Raw genomic sequence first — 17864 nt, 5'->3', positions numbered from 1 at the left:
CAGCAACTTCTGGGGCGGCCGCAGCTACCGACGTTCCGCTGGAAAGTATGTTGACCTGGATGATCACGGCAGGATCGACATCGCAGGAATCACCCAGGGCTCGGAGCACTCCACCGCGGACCTCCAATGGCTGGGTGCCGATGGCGGATTGCTCCTTGAAGAACGACGCACTTTCCGCCGTTCGCTGCTCAACCAGCGCACGTGGCGACTGGACATCACCACTGAACTCACCGCCGTCGTGGATGCCTTGCTGGAAAGTCCCGGCTCCCACGGCGCAGCCGGCAGCGGGTACGGCGGTTTCTTTTGGCGGCTGCCTGTCAACACAGCTCCGCGCGTCTTCTCCTCCACAGCCGAAGGCGAACCCACCGTACACGGCTCAGTGACGCCGTGGCTGGCTTGGACCGGAGAGTTCGACGGCGGCCCCGCAACGCTGGTTTTTGCCGCACCTTCGGAGTCGCCGGATCCATGGTTTGTGCGGTGCAGCGACTACCCGGCTGTCGGCTCGGCGCTTGCTTGGGATGCGCCGGTGGCGATGGCTGCAGGCGAGTCCCTCTCCCGTTCCGTGACCGTGTGGATCAGCGACGGGACACTGGACATCCCTGAGATCGAGGACCTGGTGGCGGCTCGATGAATTCCGCGGCCCCCGCATCTCCACTGCTCGCAACCAGCCTCACGGTGGAGGGGCTGGACCGGTGCATCATGGCCCCGGCGCAGCCAAAATTCGGGTGGCTCCTGGACGCCGGTCCTTCCGCAGGTGCCGGGCAATGTTTCCAAGGCGCCTACCGCCTCCGGGTGCTGGACACGGCCGGAACGGAAGTATGGGATTCCGGCCCCATCGTCACGGACCAGCAGCACCATGACTCCTCCACAGGCCCCGGACCGGGTCCCACCCTCAGCCCCGATACCGACTATCAGTGGACCGTCCAGCTCACTGACTCCACGGGCGCCGTGGGTGAACAGAGCACCCCGGCAAGTTTCAGCACAGGGCTTTTCGCTTCGGCAGGACTGCCCGAGTCGACAACCAGCGGCTGGGACGCCGAGTGGATCCATCGGAACCCCGGAGGCCGTGCGCCTTTGGAACAAGTGGAGGGGCTGCTGCGAGTGAGCGGTTCGCCCCACCTTCCGTGGCCTGTGTCAGCCGGCGGCAGCATGGTCATGACAGCCCGCTTACGGTTGCGTCTTGGTACTGCCGGGATCCTCCTGCGCAGTGATGGGCCCGGCACAGGACTGCTCCTGGAGATCAAAGACAACGGTTCGGCTGTGCTTCGTCCCGCTCCCCTTTGGGAAATCGGGGCCATGTCCGCTCCGCCCACCGAAGCGCTGGCCCAGACCCCGGCCTTTGAGGCAACCGCCGCATCCCGTTCCGGCGCGATTCCCCACAACGGTTGGCAGGACCTGGTGGTCACCGATGACAGCCGGCGTATCACTGTCAGCATTGACGGCACCACAGTCCTGGAGGCGGACGTTGCGCCCAGCACCGGAACAAGCACCGGCACGGGCATCGCGTTCCACCAAGCACCCCGCAGCCAAGCAGAATACTTCTCCTTGAGCGTCAGCCGTGACGGAAAGACCCTCCTCAGCAGCGACTTCACCGCCCCCGGTGCCCTTAGCGGTTGGAACTCCAGCACCCCTCTCCGCCAGCCCGATGAGTGGACCCTCGCCAAGGCCACCTTCAGCCTCAGGCGCCCCGTCGTCCGGGCCCGCCTCTATGCTGCAGCCAGCCACCACGCTGCGTTCAGCCTCAACAGCAGCCCTTGCCTGGAGACCACCAATTTCGGATACCCGGGTGAGCACTTCTACAACGCCGCGGACGTCACGGACGCACTGCGTTCCAGCAACACCGCCGCTGTGACCGCCATCGCGCATTGGTACGGTCCGGGCCAGGGACGTGCGGCGGGCAGGCCGGGGCTGCTGGCCCAGTTGACGGTGGAGTACGACGACGGCACGCGGGACGTGTTCGGCTCCGGACCCGGGTGGTTGGTGGCCGAGGGGCCCTACCGGCAGAGCGGATACCGCAACGACGAGGGCGACCCCATCGAACACTTCGATGCCACGGCATGGCCGGCTCCGGAGGACTGGCACCCGGCGGTTTCGCTCGGAGCCCACCCCGTAGCCGACTTCCCCGTGCTGACCCCGAACTACGCCGGCGTCGCGCGAAACCATGCCCCCGTCGTCGAGCTTTTCACTGCCGACGACGGCACCCCGGTAGCGGACTTCGGCCGAGTGATTCCAGGGCGCCCGGTGGTGGAGTTCCGCCAAGGCCATCACGGGCGGACCGTGATGCTCCGCGCGGGGTACACCCTGCAACCGGATGGCCGCGTGGACAAGGGGAAAACCGCCAGTCAGAACACGGACATGGCGTTCCCCTACACGCAAAAGGATGGACCACAGCGCTACGCGGCGTCGGTGCATTTGGGGTTCCGCTACCTCGAATTTCCAGGCGTTCACCTCCAGGACCTCGGCAGTGTGGGGGCCACGATTATCCATGCCGAGCACCCCGCCGAGGGCAGCTTCCACAGCTCCGATGAGACCCTGAACCGTGTCTTCACCCTCCTCCGGGACTCTGCGTTGTTCGGCGTGCAGGAGCAGTTCGTGGACACGCCCACCCGGGAGAAAGGCCAGTTCCTGGGTGACGCGGTGAATATCTCGTACGCCACCATGGCGTTGTTCGGAGAACGGCACTTCACGGCCAAGGCGCTGCGCGAGTTCGCAGGATCTGCGCGGCGCTACTGGGATTCACCCGGGGAGCGTGGCCGTTACAACGCCGTCTACCCCAACGGCGACGGCAAGCGCGACATCCCGGATTTCTCGCTCATGATGCCCGAATGGGTGGAGGACTACCACCGGCTCAGCGGGGATACCGCGCTGGTCCAGGAACTGCTCCCCCGGCTCATGGACACGGCCGATTACGTGCTGCGGCACATTCCCGGAAGCGGCACTACGGCCGGGCTGGTCACGGACCTCGGCGGCGGCGCGGGTCCGTACCTGCACGGCATCGTGGACTGGCCGGCGCCGGGCCGTTTCGGGTACGACATGGACTGCGTGGCCCGCACCACCGTGAACGCCCAGGGCTGGTCAGTGCTCGACGCCGTCAGCCGGCTCTGCGGGGCTACGGGCCTTGAATCGGCGGCGGCACGCTACAGGGAAGCGGCGGATCAACTGGCGGAGCGCATCAACGCCCGGCTGCGCGTGGACGGTGTGATGGTGGACGGCCTGTACGCCGACGGCCGGCCAAGCCTGAACGCATCACAACATGCAACCTCATTCCCCTTGTCACTGGGCATCACCCCTGCCGCTCACGCTGGCAAGGACGCCGAACGCATTGCCGGGATGGGAATGCGGCAGGGTCCCATGACGGTGCACCGGCTGCTCCGTGCTTTGCTTTCCCAGGGCCGGGTGGACAGCGTGCTGGATCTCCTGACGGATGCCACCCAGCCCGGCTGGGCACGCTTGCTGGAAGCCGGCGGATCCTTCACCTGGGAGGCCTGGGAACTCGAGGAAGGCACTGACTACAGCCAGTCCCACGCCTGGTCCGCCTCGGTTGTCCAGGAGATCCTTGAGTACCTCCTCGGTGTCCGGGTGACCGCTCCGGGAGCGTCCGGCGTCGTGATTCAACCGCCGGTGTGCCGGCTGGAACATGCTGCCGGGAGTGTACCTACCCAGCGCGGAGTGGTTGCCGTTTCCTGGCGACGGACGGCCGATGGCATGGAGGTGGACTGCACCATTCCTGCGGGCGTAGCTGCCCAAGTGGTGCTTCCGGACCGAACAGTAGCGGCAGGGCCTGGAACCTGGACGTTCGGCCCGCGAGACGGCAGTTAACACCCATGTTTCCAGGAAGCATTGGGTTTAAGTGCCGTCTCGCGGGACCGGACAAGGGCTAACCCAGCGCGCTCCTGGCCTCGTCCATGGCTTTCTTGGCGGCGTCTGCCGGTGACATCCGGTTGAAGTGCACCTCCAGGCCGTATCGCCCAAAAGCCTCGACGGCGGAGCTGGAACCTGCCGGCGGCACCGGGACGGCGTCTCCCAATTCGGAGGAGATCTCGTCGATGAACTTGGCCGTAACGGCGTCTTCGGGGGTCAACTTGGGAAGGACAGCAGCACGGACCTCCGAATTACCCGGGATACCGCGGTCCGCGAGGGCTATTTCTCCGGCCTCCACATTGTTGGCCAGGAAGTCGATGAGTTTCTGGGCTTCGGCCGGGTGCTTGGTGCGGGAGCTGGCGGACCAGAACTGTGAGGACTTGTAGAACTGCTTGGCACTGGCCGCGCTGCCGTCCGTGCTCGGCGGCCGGTGGATCTCCAGCGGCTGGCCCGAGGCCTTGGTGAGGGCGCTTAGCTGGTTGGACCAATACCAGGCGAGCCCGAACCTGTTGGTGGCCAAGCCCTGCTGGTCCACCGAGGCGGTGGCGTCCTCAGTCATCACCGAGGCGGGCGGCACAGCCTTGGAATCGCGGAGTTCGGCCTGGTATTCGTACCACCCGGTCAGGTCCGCCTCGTCAAAGCCGAACTTGCCATCCGAAGTGAACAGCGACTTGCCGTGTTGGCGGAACCAGAGATTCATGGGGGCGTCGCCGCTGACAGCTCCGGAGCCGTACACCCCACTTTTGCTGCCCTCGGTGATGGCAGCCGCAGTTTTGTTGTATTCGTCCCAGGTCCACGTTTTGTCATCGGGCAAGGTCACACCGCTTGCCGTCAGGAGTGAGGGGTTGGCCAGGACCACTTGGGCGTTGACCCCTGCCGTGACGGCATACTGTTTTCCATCCACCTTGCCGGCATCCGCCACGGCGGAATCGAACTTCCCCAGGTCTACGTCCTTGAGCTCCAAAAGGGCGCCGCGTTCTGCGTATTCGCCCAGGTAGGCGGCGTCCATTTGAATGATGTCCGGTGCGTCCTGGGAGGCCACCTGGGTGGCGAGCTTGTCCCAGTACCCGGACCAGTCGCCGTATTCGCCTTTGACTTTGATGGTGGGGTTCTCTGCTTCGAAAGCATCGATGAGTTTTTGGGTCATTTTGTGGCGGACATCCGAACCCCACCAGCTGAAGCGCAGGGTGACTGTTCCATCGGAGGCGGCCTGCGGCGAGCTGCCGCATCCGGTCATGGTGATGGCTACAACGGCCGCGGCGGCTGCAGCTTTGAGCGCGAACTTCTTTGTTGCACGAATCGACATCTGGGGTCCTTGTCTGGGCAGGGTGGGCTCTTGCAGATGCACGTCGGAGAAAACGCTTTCTCAGCCTAGGTGTGACGCACCTCACCAGTCAAGGGAGTTTTTGTTTGTTTGAGCTATCACTTATAACAAAAGCGCTCAGGCCACGGTGCGGGCACGCCGCACCGAATACCGCCACAGCAGGAACCCAATGACAGCTGCCGACGCCATGCCGAGCGCACCGGTAACCACCAGTCCTGCCCTGACGCCAAAGTCCTCCGTCAGCCATCCCGCCAACAAACCACCCAGCGCGTGGCCACCCAAGAGCAACGGGAAGTACAGGGCCAGCACCCTGCCGCGAACGCTGGCCCCGGCTTCCAGCTGAACGGCGGTGGCAGCACTGGTCAGGAACAGCAACGTCATGAAGCCCACCACAATGAGCATCACCACGAACCACTCCTGCGTGGGCATCAAGGCTGCCAGCAGTTGCGTCAGCCCGAAGAGCCCGGCGCTGGCCACGATCCCCTTCCGACCGAACCGCTTGATCCGGGTTGCCACCAATGCGCCCACCAGCGCGCCCAAAGCGCTGACAGTATTGAACAGGCCGAAACCGGCGGGACCACTGTGCCAGACCCTGTCCGCGAAGGCAGCCAGGACAACCGGGCCGTTCATGCCGAAAGCGCCCAGCAAACCCGCCAGCAGCATGGTCAACAGCAGGGGTGGCCGCTCGCGGACAAAGCGGAACCCGGCAAGGATCTGGCCACGCCGCGGTTCCTTCCCACGGACCTCGGGCGAGTGGTGCAGCTCACCTGGCCTGATGGAGACGATCATGACCATCACTGCTGCGCCAATGCCGGCGTTGGCCGCGAACGCAGCTGCAGGACCGGCCTGGGCAATGACCACCCCGGCAAGCGCGGGACCGGCCATGGCACCGAGCTGGGCCACCGCACTGTTCAACCCGATGGCGGCAGGAAGGCCGGAATCGCCCACAACCTCATTGACGAACACTTGCCGGGCAGGGCCGTCAATGGCGCTGGTGATGCCCAGGGCAATGCAGGAGGCGTAGACAACCCAGACGTCGGTGCCGCCCATGGCATTCCACACCGCGAGTCCAGCTGCCAGCAACGCCGCAACCGCCTGGCAGGCCAGGAGGATGCGGCGCTTGGGGAAAAGATCCACCAGCACGCCGGAGAGAGGCCCCACCACCAGCATGGGCAGGAACTGGAGTGCAACGGCCAGGCCCACGGCGGCGGGGCTCCCCGTGAGTTGGAGAACCAGCCAGTCCTGGGCCAGCCGTTGCATCCACACACCGCCGCTCCCCACCAAGGAGAGGGCCACGAAGATCCGGTAATTGTGGTGCCGGAGCGGATAATGCCAGGTTTCGGTGGAGCCGTCCCGTGGAGCGGGTTTGGTGGACTTGGTGGATTTAGCGGATTGGGGGCGCAGGGGGAACGGGCGCGGCGACACGGAGTGGACTGCTCGATTCAGCGGGTTGGGTCGGTTTCTTATGGAGTTTTTGTACAGCTAATGCCCTTAAGGAGGCTCCTAAAGGGCATTAGCTGTACAAAAACTCAACGGTGGGAGCGGATCTTGATGGCAGCCGCCGCCAGGACCAGGGTCCCGGGAACGATCACGAACAGTGCCTGCAGCATCCACACGAAGACCACCGTCATGAAGAGTGCCGCGAGCAGCAGCAAGGAACCCGTCCAATCGCGCACAGAATCGGCTTTGGCTTGCGAATAGGCTGCAGCCCAACGTTCGGGGCCTGGTACCTCGGCAGGCTGGTGGTCGGCATCGCCGTCCCAAGTGACGCTGCCGCTCCAGTTGCCGGCGGTGCGGAGCAGGAGGATGGCCCCGGCTGCAGCCAGGATCAGTGTGGCCGGCAGGATCATGGCGCGCCCGGGCAGTTGACCCACCAGGGCGAGCAACAGGTTCAGGACAATCACGACGGCGGCTACCGTCGTCGTGATTCCCAGCTTCCAACTGCCGGGAAGCGCACGACGGAAATTGCCCCACAAGCTGCGGAGGGAATCATCCCGTCCGCTGAGGTGCCTTTCCAAGTGCGCGACGCCGGCCGCATAGGCAGCCGGCGCCGTCACCAAGGGGACGGAGAGGAGGAGCACGATGACCCCCGCCAGGATGGTCTCAGCGAAGAGGGCGAAGCGGTTGACCGGGATGCCGGGCTTCGGCGACGACTTGCCTGCGGCGTTCATTGTGCTCATTCTCTTTGTCCTTAGCCCTTGAGGCCCTGCGTCGAAACGCCTTCGACGATGTAGCGCTGGAAGACCAGGAAGAAGACCAGTACGGGCAGGAGGGCCAGGACGGACATGGCGATCATGGCTCCGTAGTCCGAGCTCTGGGTCTGGTCCACGAAGAGCCGCAACGCCAAGGGAAGCGGGTACTTTTCCGGGGTGTTCAGGTACAGCAGCGGGCCCAGGAAGTCGTTCCAGCTCCAGATGAAGGAGAAGATCGACGTGGAGATCAGGGCAGGCTTCATCAGGGGGAGCATGATGGATCCAAAGATCCTCACGTGCCCGGCGCCATCGATGCGGGCCGCCTCATCCAGTTCAGCCGGGAGGCCGCGCATGAACTGGACCATGAGGAAGACGAAGAACGCATCGGCGGCGAGGAACTTGCCGATCAACAGCGGCACGTAGGTGTCCACCAGGCCAAGCTGCTGGAACACGATGTACTGCGGGATGATCACCACGTGGAAAGGCAGGAGCAAGGTGGCGATCATCATGCCGAAGAACAATCCACGTCCGGGGAAGTTGATCCGGGCGAAGGCATACGCGGAGATGGATGCCGAGAGGACGGTTCCCACCACTGCTCCGACGGCCAGGATCAGTGAGTTGGTGAAGAACGTCAGGGTGGAGACCCCGCCGATGCCTTCCATGGCCGTGATGAAGTTATCGAAACTGAAGTTGGCGGACAACAGTGCGTTGTTGGCACCGCCGATCTCGGAGTTCGGCTTGAACGATGCCGAGATCATCCACAGCGCCGGGTAGAGGACCATCGCCACCAGTGCCAGGGCAACGACGTGGAAGATGGTGCTCTTGATCCGCTTGACCGCGGTTGACTCGGACTTGGGGTTATAGACCTGCGCCGCTGGGGGTTTGGTGGGAGCGGGCTGGGTGGGGGTTGCCATGGTTGTCATTTCGAATCACCGCTGTAGTGGACCCAGGACTTGGAGGTCTTGAAGAAGATCAGCGTGATGATGCCGACCACGATCACCAGGAGCCAGGCCATCGCCGAGGCGTAGCCCATCCGGAAATCGGAGAAACCGCGCAAGTACAGGTAGAGGGTGTAGAAGAGGGTGGAGCCTGCCGGGCCGCCTTCACCGTTGGAGATGATGTAGGCCGAAGCGAAGATCTGGAACGCGTGGATGGTTTCCATCAGCAGGTTGAAGAAGATCACCGGGGAGAGCATGGGCCAGGTGATGTTCATGAACTTCCGGACCGGGCCGGCACCGTCCATCGAGGCTGCCTCGTAGAGGTCCACCGGGATCTGCTTGAGGCCGGCCAGGAAGATCACCATCGGGGCACCGAACTGCCAGACGGTCAGCAGGATCATCATGCCCATGGTCATGTTGGGGTTACCCACCCAACCGCCCAGGTTGATCCCGAAGAAGGACAGGCCCTGGTCTACGGGACCGGAATCACCGAACATGGCCTTCCATACGATGGCGATGGACACCGAAGCGCCGATCAGTGACGGGGCGTAGAACGCGGACCGGTAGAAGCCCTGGCCCTTGCGCTTGCTGTTGAGCAACATCGCGATCGCCAACGCCGCCGCCAGCTTCAGCGGGGTACCAAAGACCACGTACTGCATGGTCACGCCCACGGACTGCAGGAACCGCTCGTCCTGGAAGAGGGACGTGTAGTTGTCCAGGCCAATCCACTTGGGGGCATCGAACAAGTTGTAGTTGGTGAAGGAAAGGTACAGCGAAGAGATCATCGGCCCAACGGTCAGGGCGATGAATCCCAGCAGCCACGGCAGCAGGAAGGTGTATCCGGCGCGGGTGTCCGCCCCCCGCCGCCGCGATTTACGCGGCTGCGAGGGAGCGGAGGCGGCGCGCCTGCTCAAGGTTGGGCTTTGCGTCACGAGAATCGTCCGTCAGTCATGAAAGCCTGAATCAGGCGTTCTGCTTGATAAGGTCTTCGGCTTCCTTGAACCACGCATCAGCGGCGCCGTCCACGGTGAGCTTGCCGTAGTTCAGGTCCTGGGCAACGCGCTTGAACGTTGATTCCAGTGTGCCGAAGCCAACAATGGGCGGCTCCGGGGCATCCTTGAGGTATTTCTCAATGGACTTCTCGTAGTCCACCACCAGTTTGTCGGTGCCCTCGAAGGTGGTTCCGTCACGCTGGGTCTTCGACGCCGGGACCCCGCGGGAGGTCTTGAAGATCTGGCCCACCTCGGGATCGTTGACCATGAAGTCGATGAACCGCGCTGCAGCGTCCTTGTTCTTGGTCTTGGCGCTGGCCACCATCAGCATGGAGGGCTTAAGGAACAGGCCCAGGTTGTCCGGATCATCCGAGGGGACGGGAACCAGCTTGAGGTCCTTGGCGCCGCTGTCCGCGAGGTAGCCGGCCATGAAGTTATCCCACGTGACCTCGGTTGCAGTGACGTTGGAACCGAACGGGGACTTGGGCAGCAACTGCGTTACCTTGTCCTCGCCCACAATGGCTCCGGTGCCGCGCAGCTCCGAGGTCATGTTCAGCCACTTCTTCAGGTCATCCTTGGTGAAGCCCAGCTTTCCGTCCTCGGTAAAGGCCTGGATGTTGTTCTGGCGCAGCCAGATGTTGAACATCCACCACACTCCGGTGTAGTCGGTGCTGCCGAACAACGTGCCGTTGCCCTTCTGGCCCACCTCGGTAAGGAAGGCGTTGAATTCCTTATAGTTCCAGGAGCCATCCGGCTCGGCGATGCCCAGGGAGGCGAGCTTGGCGGGATCGTAGTAAACCGCGAAAGCGTTGGTGCTGGTGGGAATGCCGTAGGTCTTGCCCCGGATCTGGCCCGAGGGAAGAAGCGACTTTTCGAAGGCGTCCGTATTGATCTTCACGGTGCCCAGGTCAAGGAGCTGGTTGCGCTGGCCGTAGTCGCGCAGGTAGGACAGGTCCCACTGCATGACGTCCGGAAGTCCGCCACCGGCAGCTTCGGTAGCGCGCTTCTGCCAGTACCCGGCGAAATCCGAGAAGTTGCCGTTGACCTTGATGTCCGGGTTCTTGGATTCAAACAGGGCAATGGCCTTGCGGGTACGTTCCGCACGGTCGTCGTTGCCCCACCAGGTGTAGGTGATGGTGACGGGGTTGTCCGCGGAGCCGGTTTGGGCCGGGGAAGAGGACTGGCCACAGGCAGCCAGGAACGCGGCAGATGCGGTGCCGAGTGCCACTGTTCCGAGGAATTTCCTTCTATCAATCATGAGAGCCTCCTTGCTCAGTTGGTGCAAGCTTCCGAGGTCTCTACAACGTGGCAGTGATCTCGCTTACACTCGTTCTGAATCGATACAATATCCCTAATTGTGAATCTGGGCAAGCGTTTTCCAAGGAAGCTGCTTCCCGCCTGTTTCACGGCTAGGCTGCTTGCATGGCCTCCGACCCCAGCCGAGACTGACCCCGCCACCACGACCAAGGAGTCCCTTTGACCTTCCCCGAAAACACCAGCAGGCCTCCTGTCTGGAACGCCATCGACGGCCTCGCTTACGGCGGGGACTATAACCCCGAGCAGTGGCCTGAAGACATCCGCGTCGAAGACATCGAGCTGATGAAGGAGGCCGGCGTGAACTTCCTGAGCGTCGCCATCTTCTCCTGGGGCCTCCTCGAGCCCACCGAAGGCACCTATGATTTCGGCTGGCTGGACGATGTTTTGGACAACCTCCATGGAGCCGGGATCAAGGTGGCTCTTGCCACGGCCACCGCTTCTCCCCCGGCCTGGCTGGCCCGCAAACACCCCGAAATCCTGCCCGTCACCGCGGAAGGAGTGCGGCTGGAGCGGGGCTCCCGACGCCACTACACGCCGTCGTCGGCTGTCTACCGCAGGTACGCCACTACCATGACGCGTGTGATCGCCGAACGCTATAAAGACCACCCCGCCTTGGCGCTGTGGCATGTGGACAACGAGCTTGGCTGCCATGTTGGGGAGTTTTACGGCGAGGAAGATGCTGCCGCTTTCCGGGCTTGGCTGGAACGCCGCTACGGCACCATCGAGGCCCTCAACGACGCCTGGGGAACAGCGTTCTGGTCCCAGCACTACGCTTCCTTCGAGGAAATCATCCCGCCGGGAGCGGCTCCCACCACACTGAACCCAGGCCAGCAACTGGACTTTGCCCGCTTCAACTCGTGGGTGTTCATGGACTACTACCGCGAACTGCTGGCGGTGATCCGCGAGGTCACCCCCAATGTTCCGGCAACCACCAACTTCATGGTCTCCAGTGCTACCAAGGCCCTGGACTACTTCGACTGGTCCAAGGACATGGACGTGATCGCCAACGATCACTACCTCGTGGCCGCAGACCCGGAGCGCGAAATTGAACTCGCCTTCAGCGCCGACCTCACCCGTGGCGTAGCAGGAGGCCAGCCATGGATCCTCATGGAACACTCCACCTCGGCGGTCAACTGGCAACCCCACAACCAGCCTAAAATGCCCGGCGAAATGCTCCGGAACTCCCTGGCCCACGTTGCCCGCGGCGCCGATGCCGTGATGTTCTTCCAGTGGCGGCAAAGCAAGGCTGGCTCGGAGAAGTTCCACTCGGCGATGGTTCCCCACGGCGGCCGCGACACGCAGGTGTGGCGCAACGTGGTGGACCTGGGCGAGGCGTTGTCCAAACTGGAACCCGTGAAAGGATCCCGCGTGGAATCCAGGGTTGCAGTGGTCTTCGACTACGAAGCCTGGTGGGCCTCGGAGCTGGACTCACACCCCAACAATTCGTTGAAATACCTCGACACCATGCGCGCCTTCCACCGCGCACTGTACCTGCGCGGAATCACTGCGGATTTTGTTCATCCCACCGGCGATCTCTCCGGTTACGACCTGATCCTGGCGTGCACCCTGTACTCCGTCACGGACACCGCGGCTGCCTCGATCGCGGCGGCAGCGGAAGCCGGGGCCACAGTCCTCATCACCTATTTCAGTGGCATCGTCGACGAGCGGGACCATGTCCGGCTGGGCGGCTACCCGGGTGCTTTCCGGGACTTGCTGGGGATCCGAAGCGAGGAATTCCATCCCCTGTTCCCGGGCACCTCGGTCACGTTGAGTGATGGAACGGTGGGCACCGTGTGGAGCGAGCACGTCCGCGCTGAAGAAGGTACGGAGGTTCTTGCGACCTTCACCGACTACCCGCTCGACGGCGTTCCGGCCCTGACGCGCCGATCCGTCGGCAACGGTTCGGCCTGGTATTTGGCCACGCTTCCGGACGCGGCCGGCATCGACGCCCTGACCGCCCGGCTCGTGGCGGAAGCAGGGGTAAGTGCCGTCACCGAGGCGACTGCCGGCGTCGAACTTTCCCGCAGGCGCGCCGACGACGGCCGCACGTTCCTGTTCGCCATCAACCACAGCCGTGAGGATGCCCCGGTCAAGGCCGACGGCGACGAACTGCTGAGCGGTGCGCGCTTCACTGGCGTTGTTCCCGCCGGAGCCGTGGCCGTCATCGCCGAAGACTGACCCGCACACAAAAAACCGCGCCCCGGTTTGATCCTTACGGACCAATCCGGGGCGCGGTTGTTGTTGCCGGGCGAAGCTAGCTGATGGCTGACTTCATTTCGTCCACAGCCTTCTTGCCTGCTTCTTCCGCCGAGAGCCTGTTGAACATGACCTCGGAGGTGTAGCGCTTGATGATTTCCTGGATGGCACCGGCGCCCTTCGGCGGAGCTGCCGGAGCCTCCCCAAGCTCTTCCTTGATGGCGCCGATGAAGTCCACCACCTTCACGTCTGCCTTGGCCAGCTTGGGAGCAATTGCCTCGCGGACCTCCGAGTTGGGGTAGACGCCGCGGTCCGCAAGGAGGACCTCGCCGGCCTTGACGTTGTTGGCGAGGAAGTTGATGAACTTGGCCGCCTCTTCAGGGTGCTTGGTCCGGGAGGAAGCGGACCAGAACTGCGAGGCTTTGTACCAGAGCCCGGCGTCTTCAGCCTTGCCGGTCTTGGACGGGAAGCGGAGGATCTGCAACTCGCCGCCGGCAGCCTTCTCAAGAGCCGGAAGCTGGTTGGACCACCAGAAGGCCATGCCGTTCTTGCCGGTGGCCAGACCACTCTGATCCAGCGGGGCAGCTTCAGCTTCGACGATTTCCGAGGCCGTGGGCACTGCCTTGTTCTCGCTCATCTGCTTCAGGAATTCCCAGTAGCCCTTGATGTCCGAGGGCTCGAAGCCAAGCTTGCCGTCCTGCGTGTACAGCGACTTGCCGTTCTGTCGCAGCCATACACCAAGGGAGGCTTCATCCGTTCCGTATGCAGCCGCGCCGTAGGTTCCCTTCGGGGACTTGGCCGTAACCTCGGCCGCGATGCGTTCGAAGTCTTCCCACGTCCAGGTCTTGTCGTCAGGAAGCGGTACGCCCGCAGCCTGGAAGACCGCCGGGTTGGCGAGGATGGTGGCGGCGTTGATGCCCGCCGCGATGCCGGTGAGCCCGTCCTCGCCCTTGCCGGCGTTCAACGCCGCTTCATCGAGCTTGGAGGTGTCGATGTCGTGCTTGGAAAGGTCCAGCAGAGCGCCACGGCTGGAGTATTCGGTGATGTACTTTTCGTCCATCTGAATGATGTCCGGGGCGTCGTTGGCGGCAACCTGGGTGGCCAGTTTGTCCCAGTAGCCACTCCAGTCGCCATACTCCGGCTTGATCTTGATGTTGGGGTTTTCCGCTTCAAAGGCGGCGATTGCTTCCTGCGTCAGTTGTGCACGCTTGTCCCCGCCCCACCATGAGAAGCGGAGCTCCACTTTGCCATCGGCGCTCTTCGCTTCCGATCCGCCGCCGCCACCACAAGCGGTGAGGGCGAGGACGGCGGCGGCTGTTGCCGCAACGAGGGCGGAGGCACGAAGCCTGCGCTTGGCTTTGGGCGCTGCTACACGGGTTTTCGAGGCAGTCGCGGGGGCGACTGCTTCACCCTTTGGATTTTCCGGCACTGTTGTCTCCGATCTTCTTTGATCTCGATGCGAACTGAGAAAGCGTTTTCCCGTTGGAATTATGATACAAGTCACAATCTTGTATTACAAGAGACGAACTTGTTCTAGTTGTCTTATTTGATGCCGGTGGTGGCGATGCCCTTGATGAGGAAGCGCTGCCCGAACAGGAACACCAGGAAGACGGGGAGCAGGGACACAATGGACATCGCGAAGAGGGATCCCCAGCTGGTTGCCGACTGCGAATCAACGAAAGCCCGGAGCGCCACGGGGACGGTGAACATGTCCGGATCCGTCAGGTAGATCAAGGCGCCGAAGAAGTCGTTCCACGTCCAGATGAACGTGAAGATGGTGGTGGTGGCCAAGGCCGGAACCATCAGGGGCAGGATGACGCGGAGGAAGATCCTGGGGTGGCCGGCGCCATCGATGCGCGCTGCTTCATCGAGGTCCTTGGGAATGCCACGGATGAACTGGACCATCAGGAACACGAAGAATGCGTCGGTGGCCAGGAGCTTGGGCACAATCAGCGGCCAGAAGGTGTTCACCCAGCCGATCTGCGAGAACAGGATGTACTGCGGCACGATCACCACATGGAACGGAAGCATGATGGTCAGCAGCATGATGCCGAAGAAGATCTTCTTGCCCGTGAACTGCAGGCGGGCGAACGCGTAGGCAGCCATGGAGCAGGAGATCAGGTTGCCAAGGATGGAGCCAAGAACCACGATCGCCGAGTTGACCATGTAGTGCCCGAACGGGTGCGTCAGTGCGGACCAGCCATCGGTGTAGTTGCTCATCTCCAGGTTTTCCAGCCACAGGCCGGGTTCGCGGAAGATGAGGTCGTTGGGCCGCAGGGAGGAAACCACCATCCACAGCAGCGGGTAGATCATCACACCGCCCACAATGATCAGGATGGCGTGCTTGACCAGGCCCTTGATGCGGGCGCTGCGGCTGAAAGCGAGGCTGCCACGGGACTCGCGGCGGCGCGGGCCCTTGCCGGACTTGCCGGCCTTGGCGTCGTCGGAAGAGGCTGCGGGGAGGGTCTGGAGTTTAGTCATCGTAGAACACCCAATACTTTGAAGCGATGAAGTTGATGGCGGTGAAGGCACCGATGATGACCAGCAGGAACCAGGCCATCGCTGAGGCGTAACCCATATCGAACTGGCCGAAGCCCTTTTGGTACAGGTACAGGGTGAAGAACATGGTGGAGTCCGACGGGCCGCCGTTGCCGCCCGAGACGATGAACGCCTGGGTGAAGGATTGGAACGAACCGATGATCTGCAGGACCAGGTTGAAGAAGATGATGGGGCTCAGCATCGGCAGGGTGATCCGCCAGAACTTCTGAAGTGTGGTGGCGCCGTCAACTTCGGCAGCTTCGTAGTACATGGTGGGGATCTGGCGCAGGCCGGCCAGGAAGATGATCATGGGGCTGCCGAACGTCCACACGTGGAGCAGGATGATGGAGCCAAGCGCAGTGTTGGGGTCCGAGATCCAGCCCGGGCCCTCTATGCCTACCATCGCCAAAACCTGGTTGACCAGGCCAGTGGTGCCGAAGATCTGCTTCCACAGGATAGCCACTGCAACGGAGCCACCCAGCAGGGACGGCAAGTAGAAGATGGACCGGTAGAACGGAAGTCCGCGGAGACCCTTGTCCAGGACCAGGGCAATTATCAGGGCCACCGCCAGCTGCAGCGGGACACCTACCAGGACGTACGTGAAAGTCACACCCAGGGAGTTGTGGAGCCTGGCGTCGCCGAACATGCGGACGAAGTTATCCAAGCCCACCCATTCCGGGGGCTGCAGGAGGTTGTAGTCCGTAAAGGACAGGTACAACGACATCATCATGGGGCCCACGGTGATGGCGAGAAGGCCAATCAGCCAGGGAAGGAGGAAGATGTACGCGGCCTTGTTGTCGCGGCCGTTGGCCTTCTTCTCTTCCTTGGTCATGGGGCCCTTGCGGCGGGTCATCGTTGAGAGTTCGCCTATGGCGCTCATCGCTTCCCCCTCGCCGGCCCGCGAACGCCTTGCGGCGTCCCCGTGTGTAGTACAGCGGCCATGTGGTCTCCTTTGGTCATCGTGGCCATCCACGGACTTCGAGTCTGGTTGGTGCTTGCCTTCCGGGGAGCGCCCATCTTCCGGCGCTTCCCCTGAGGGACCAGGATTTGGGTCCTGGGCTTCAGCGGCTCCGTACCAAAGTAAACGTTTTCTTGACCCATGTACAGCCTTTTGCTAATTTTTGAGAAAGCGTTTTCTGATGAAGCTGCTGAATCCGATTTCGCCACGCTGAAGACGCCCGGCGTGCGCCCCGCACACCCTTGACGCATCAATAAGGCAGGACACTATTGTTCCCCACCGCCTGCGACTGCCATGAGCGCGGCTGACATGGCAGAGACGCCCATTCGCCCCAGCGCACTGGCGCGCTACGAAGACTGGCCGGACTATGCCGTGCGCCATCGCTTCGAAGCGGCTTCTCCGGCCGCGCAACAATTGGCCGACACACTTGGCGTTCCTTCCGTAACACCGGATCTTGAGTACACAGTGCACTGGGAAGCCGATCGTGACGGCGTCACCACCTCACATTTGTCCTGGCAACCCGGCTTCGGCCCCAGGACATCGGCGTGGTTCGTGCGGCCCGCCGGCGAAACCGCTCCCCTTCCCGGCATTCTGGCCCTGCACTGCCATGGTGGAGTCAAATCCCACGGAGCGGCACGGCTTGTGTCCCTTCCGGACAAGGAACAGGATCACGACGGCGGCACCTCCACCGCAGCCGGCTCCAGCAGGACGATGCTCCCCTTTGGCCCGATCCCGGCCGAGGTACGGCAAAGGCTCTACGGCGGCCGGGCACTGGCCACCTGGATGGCGCAGCAGGGGTTCGCGGTACTGGCCCACGACACCTTCATGTGGGGAAGCCGCGGCTTTGGCTTGGACACCCCGCCCTGGCGCACCGCCGCCGCCGTCAACGGACGGCAGGCACTCTGGCGGGAGGCCGGCGTCGAACCTTCCCCGGCGGAACTTTACGACGCCGCGGCAGCTGCCCACGAGGAAACGGTGGCCAAGGCCGCCACGCTGCTGGGCAGCAGCGTGGCCGGAACCGTGGCGCATGACGACCTCGCCGCGCTGGGCATCCTTTCAACGCTCCCCGGCGTGGACTCCGGACGGCTCGGCTGCCTCGGGTTCTCCGGCGGTGGCGGGCGCGCCTTGGTCCTCGCAGCCCTCAGCCCCCTGATCCGCAGCTATGTGGTGACGTGCATGATGACCACCTTCGATTCCCTGCTGCCCGCCTACCTCGACGCCCATTCCTGGTTGCTTCACTCCCCCGGCCTCGCCAGGCTGGGCGACTGGCCGGACCTTGCCGTCCGTTCCGCCGCCGAAAAGGTCCTGGTCCAATACGGGCTGGCTGACCCGCTGTTCCCGGAACAGGGCATGCGCGCGGCCCACCGGCATCTGACCGAACGCATGCCCACCCGCTACACCGGCAGTTTGTGGCCGGAACCCCACGTCTTCACCCGGGCCATGCAGGAGGAGGCCGCAGCATTCCTCGCCGCGGCACTGCGGCCCAGCCAACCCGGCCCTTCCCCAACACCTGACCTCGCTAGGACAGACTCATGACTCAGCCCTTAA

General features: G+C 63.3%; 13 protein-coding genes. 4 read left to right on the top strand and 9 right to left on the bottom strand.

The window, feature by feature from the left end; all coding sequences use genetic code 11:
- On the top strand, positions 1-631 hold a 631-nt coding region (locus tag HP499_RS08425), incomplete at its 5' end, for a DUF6807 family protein (RefSeq protein WP_172323649.1).
- Positions 628-3819 carry a family 78 glycoside hydrolase catalytic domain gene (locus tag HP499_RS08420; protein ID WP_172323648.1) on the top strand — a complete coding sequence of 1064 codons (3192 nt, stop codon included), beginning with the start codon at positions 628-630 and terminating at the stop codon, positions 3817-3819. The genes HP499_RS08425 and HP499_RS08420, both read left to right, overlap by 4 nt.
- A gap of 58 nt (positions 3820-3877) precedes the next feature.
- Here HP499_RS08420 and HP499_RS08415 read toward each other — a convergent pair whose 3' ends face one another.
- From HP499_RS08415 to HP499_RS08390, 6 genes are all read right to left on the bottom strand, one after another.
- A complete protein-coding gene (locus tag HP499_RS08415; protein ID WP_172323647.1) occupies positions 3878-5167 on the bottom strand; it encodes an ABC transporter substrate-binding protein in 1290 nt (429 codons plus the stop codon).
- A gap of 135 nt (positions 5168-5302) precedes the next feature.
- Complete coding sequence (locus HP499_RS08410; protein WP_172323646.1) at positions 5303-6610, bottom strand: MFS transporter; 1308 nt, start codon at positions 6608-6610, stop codon at positions 5303-5305.
- Between the two features lie 104 nt (positions 6611-6714).
- Positions 6715-7356, bottom strand: coding sequence for a Poxvirus protein I5 (locus tag HP499_RS08405; protein ID WP_172323650.1), 642 nt, complete (start codon positions 7354-7356; stop codon positions 6715-6717).
- A 20-nt stretch (positions 7357-7376) separates the two neighbouring features.
- The gene (locus tag HP499_RS08400; protein WP_172323645.1) at positions 7377-8300 is read right to left on the bottom strand and encodes a carbohydrate ABC transporter permease; all 924 of its coding nucleotides are present in this window, start codon (positions 8298-8300) and stop codon (positions 7377-7379) included.
- Positions 8297-9247, bottom strand: a complete 951-nt coding sequence (locus HP499_RS08395) for a carbohydrate ABC transporter permease (RefSeq protein ID WP_172323644.1) — start codon at positions 9245-9247, stop codon at positions 8297-8299. Before HP499_RS08395 ends, HP499_RS08400 begins: the two co-directional genes overlap by 4 nt.
- Positions 9248-9278: 31 nt before the next feature.
- Entirely contained in the window at positions 9279-10565 is a 1287-nt protein-coding gene (locus HP499_RS08390; protein WP_172323643.1) for an ABC transporter substrate-binding protein, read from the bottom strand.
- Between the two features lie 218 nt (positions 10566-10783).
- On the opposite strand from HP499_RS08390, the gene HP499_RS08385 reads away from it, so the two are divergent.
- Positions 10784-12802, top strand: coding sequence for a beta-galactosidase (locus tag HP499_RS08385; RefSeq protein ID WP_172323642.1), 2019 nt, complete (start codon positions 10784-10786; stop codon positions 12800-12802).
- Positions 12803-12878: 76 nt separating this feature from the next.
- Here HP499_RS08385 and HP499_RS08380 read toward each other — a convergent pair whose 3' ends face one another.
- From HP499_RS08380 to HP499_RS08370, 3 genes are all read right to left on the bottom strand, one after another.
- Positions 12879-14249: an ABC transporter substrate-binding protein gene (locus HP499_RS08380; protein ID WP_172323641.1), complete on the bottom strand. Its 1371-nt coding sequence runs from the start codon at positions 14247-14249 to the stop codon at positions 12879-12881.
- Positions 14250-14362: 113 nt separating this feature from the next.
- Complete coding sequence (locus HP499_RS08375; RefSeq protein WP_172323640.1) at positions 14363-15301, bottom strand: carbohydrate ABC transporter permease; 939 nt, start codon at positions 15299-15301, stop codon at positions 14363-14365.
- On the bottom strand, positions 15294-16238 hold the full coding sequence (locus HP499_RS08370; RefSeq protein WP_172323639.1) for a carbohydrate ABC transporter permease: 945 nt from the start codon (positions 16236-16238) through the stop codon (positions 15294-15296). Before HP499_RS08370 ends, HP499_RS08375 begins: the two co-directional genes overlap by 8 nt.
- A gap of 387 nt (positions 16239-16625) precedes the next feature.
- On the opposite strand from HP499_RS08370, the gene HP499_RS08365 reads away from it, so the two are divergent.
- Positions 16626-17852, top strand: coding sequence for an acetylesterase (locus HP499_RS08365; RefSeq protein WP_253951473.1), 1227 nt, complete (start codon positions 16626-16628; stop codon positions 17850-17852).
- Positions 17853-17864 lie beyond the last annotated feature (12 nt).

It is taken from the genome of Paenarthrobacter sp. CM16 (assembly GCF_013179505.1).
In the GTDB taxonomy this organism is placed as follows: domain Bacteria; phylum Actinomycetota; class Actinomycetes; order Actinomycetales; family Micrococcaceae; genus Arthrobacter.
The sequence above is the reverse complement of the archived record's forward strand: the minus strand, read 5'-3'. Positions and strand labels throughout refer to the sequence as shown.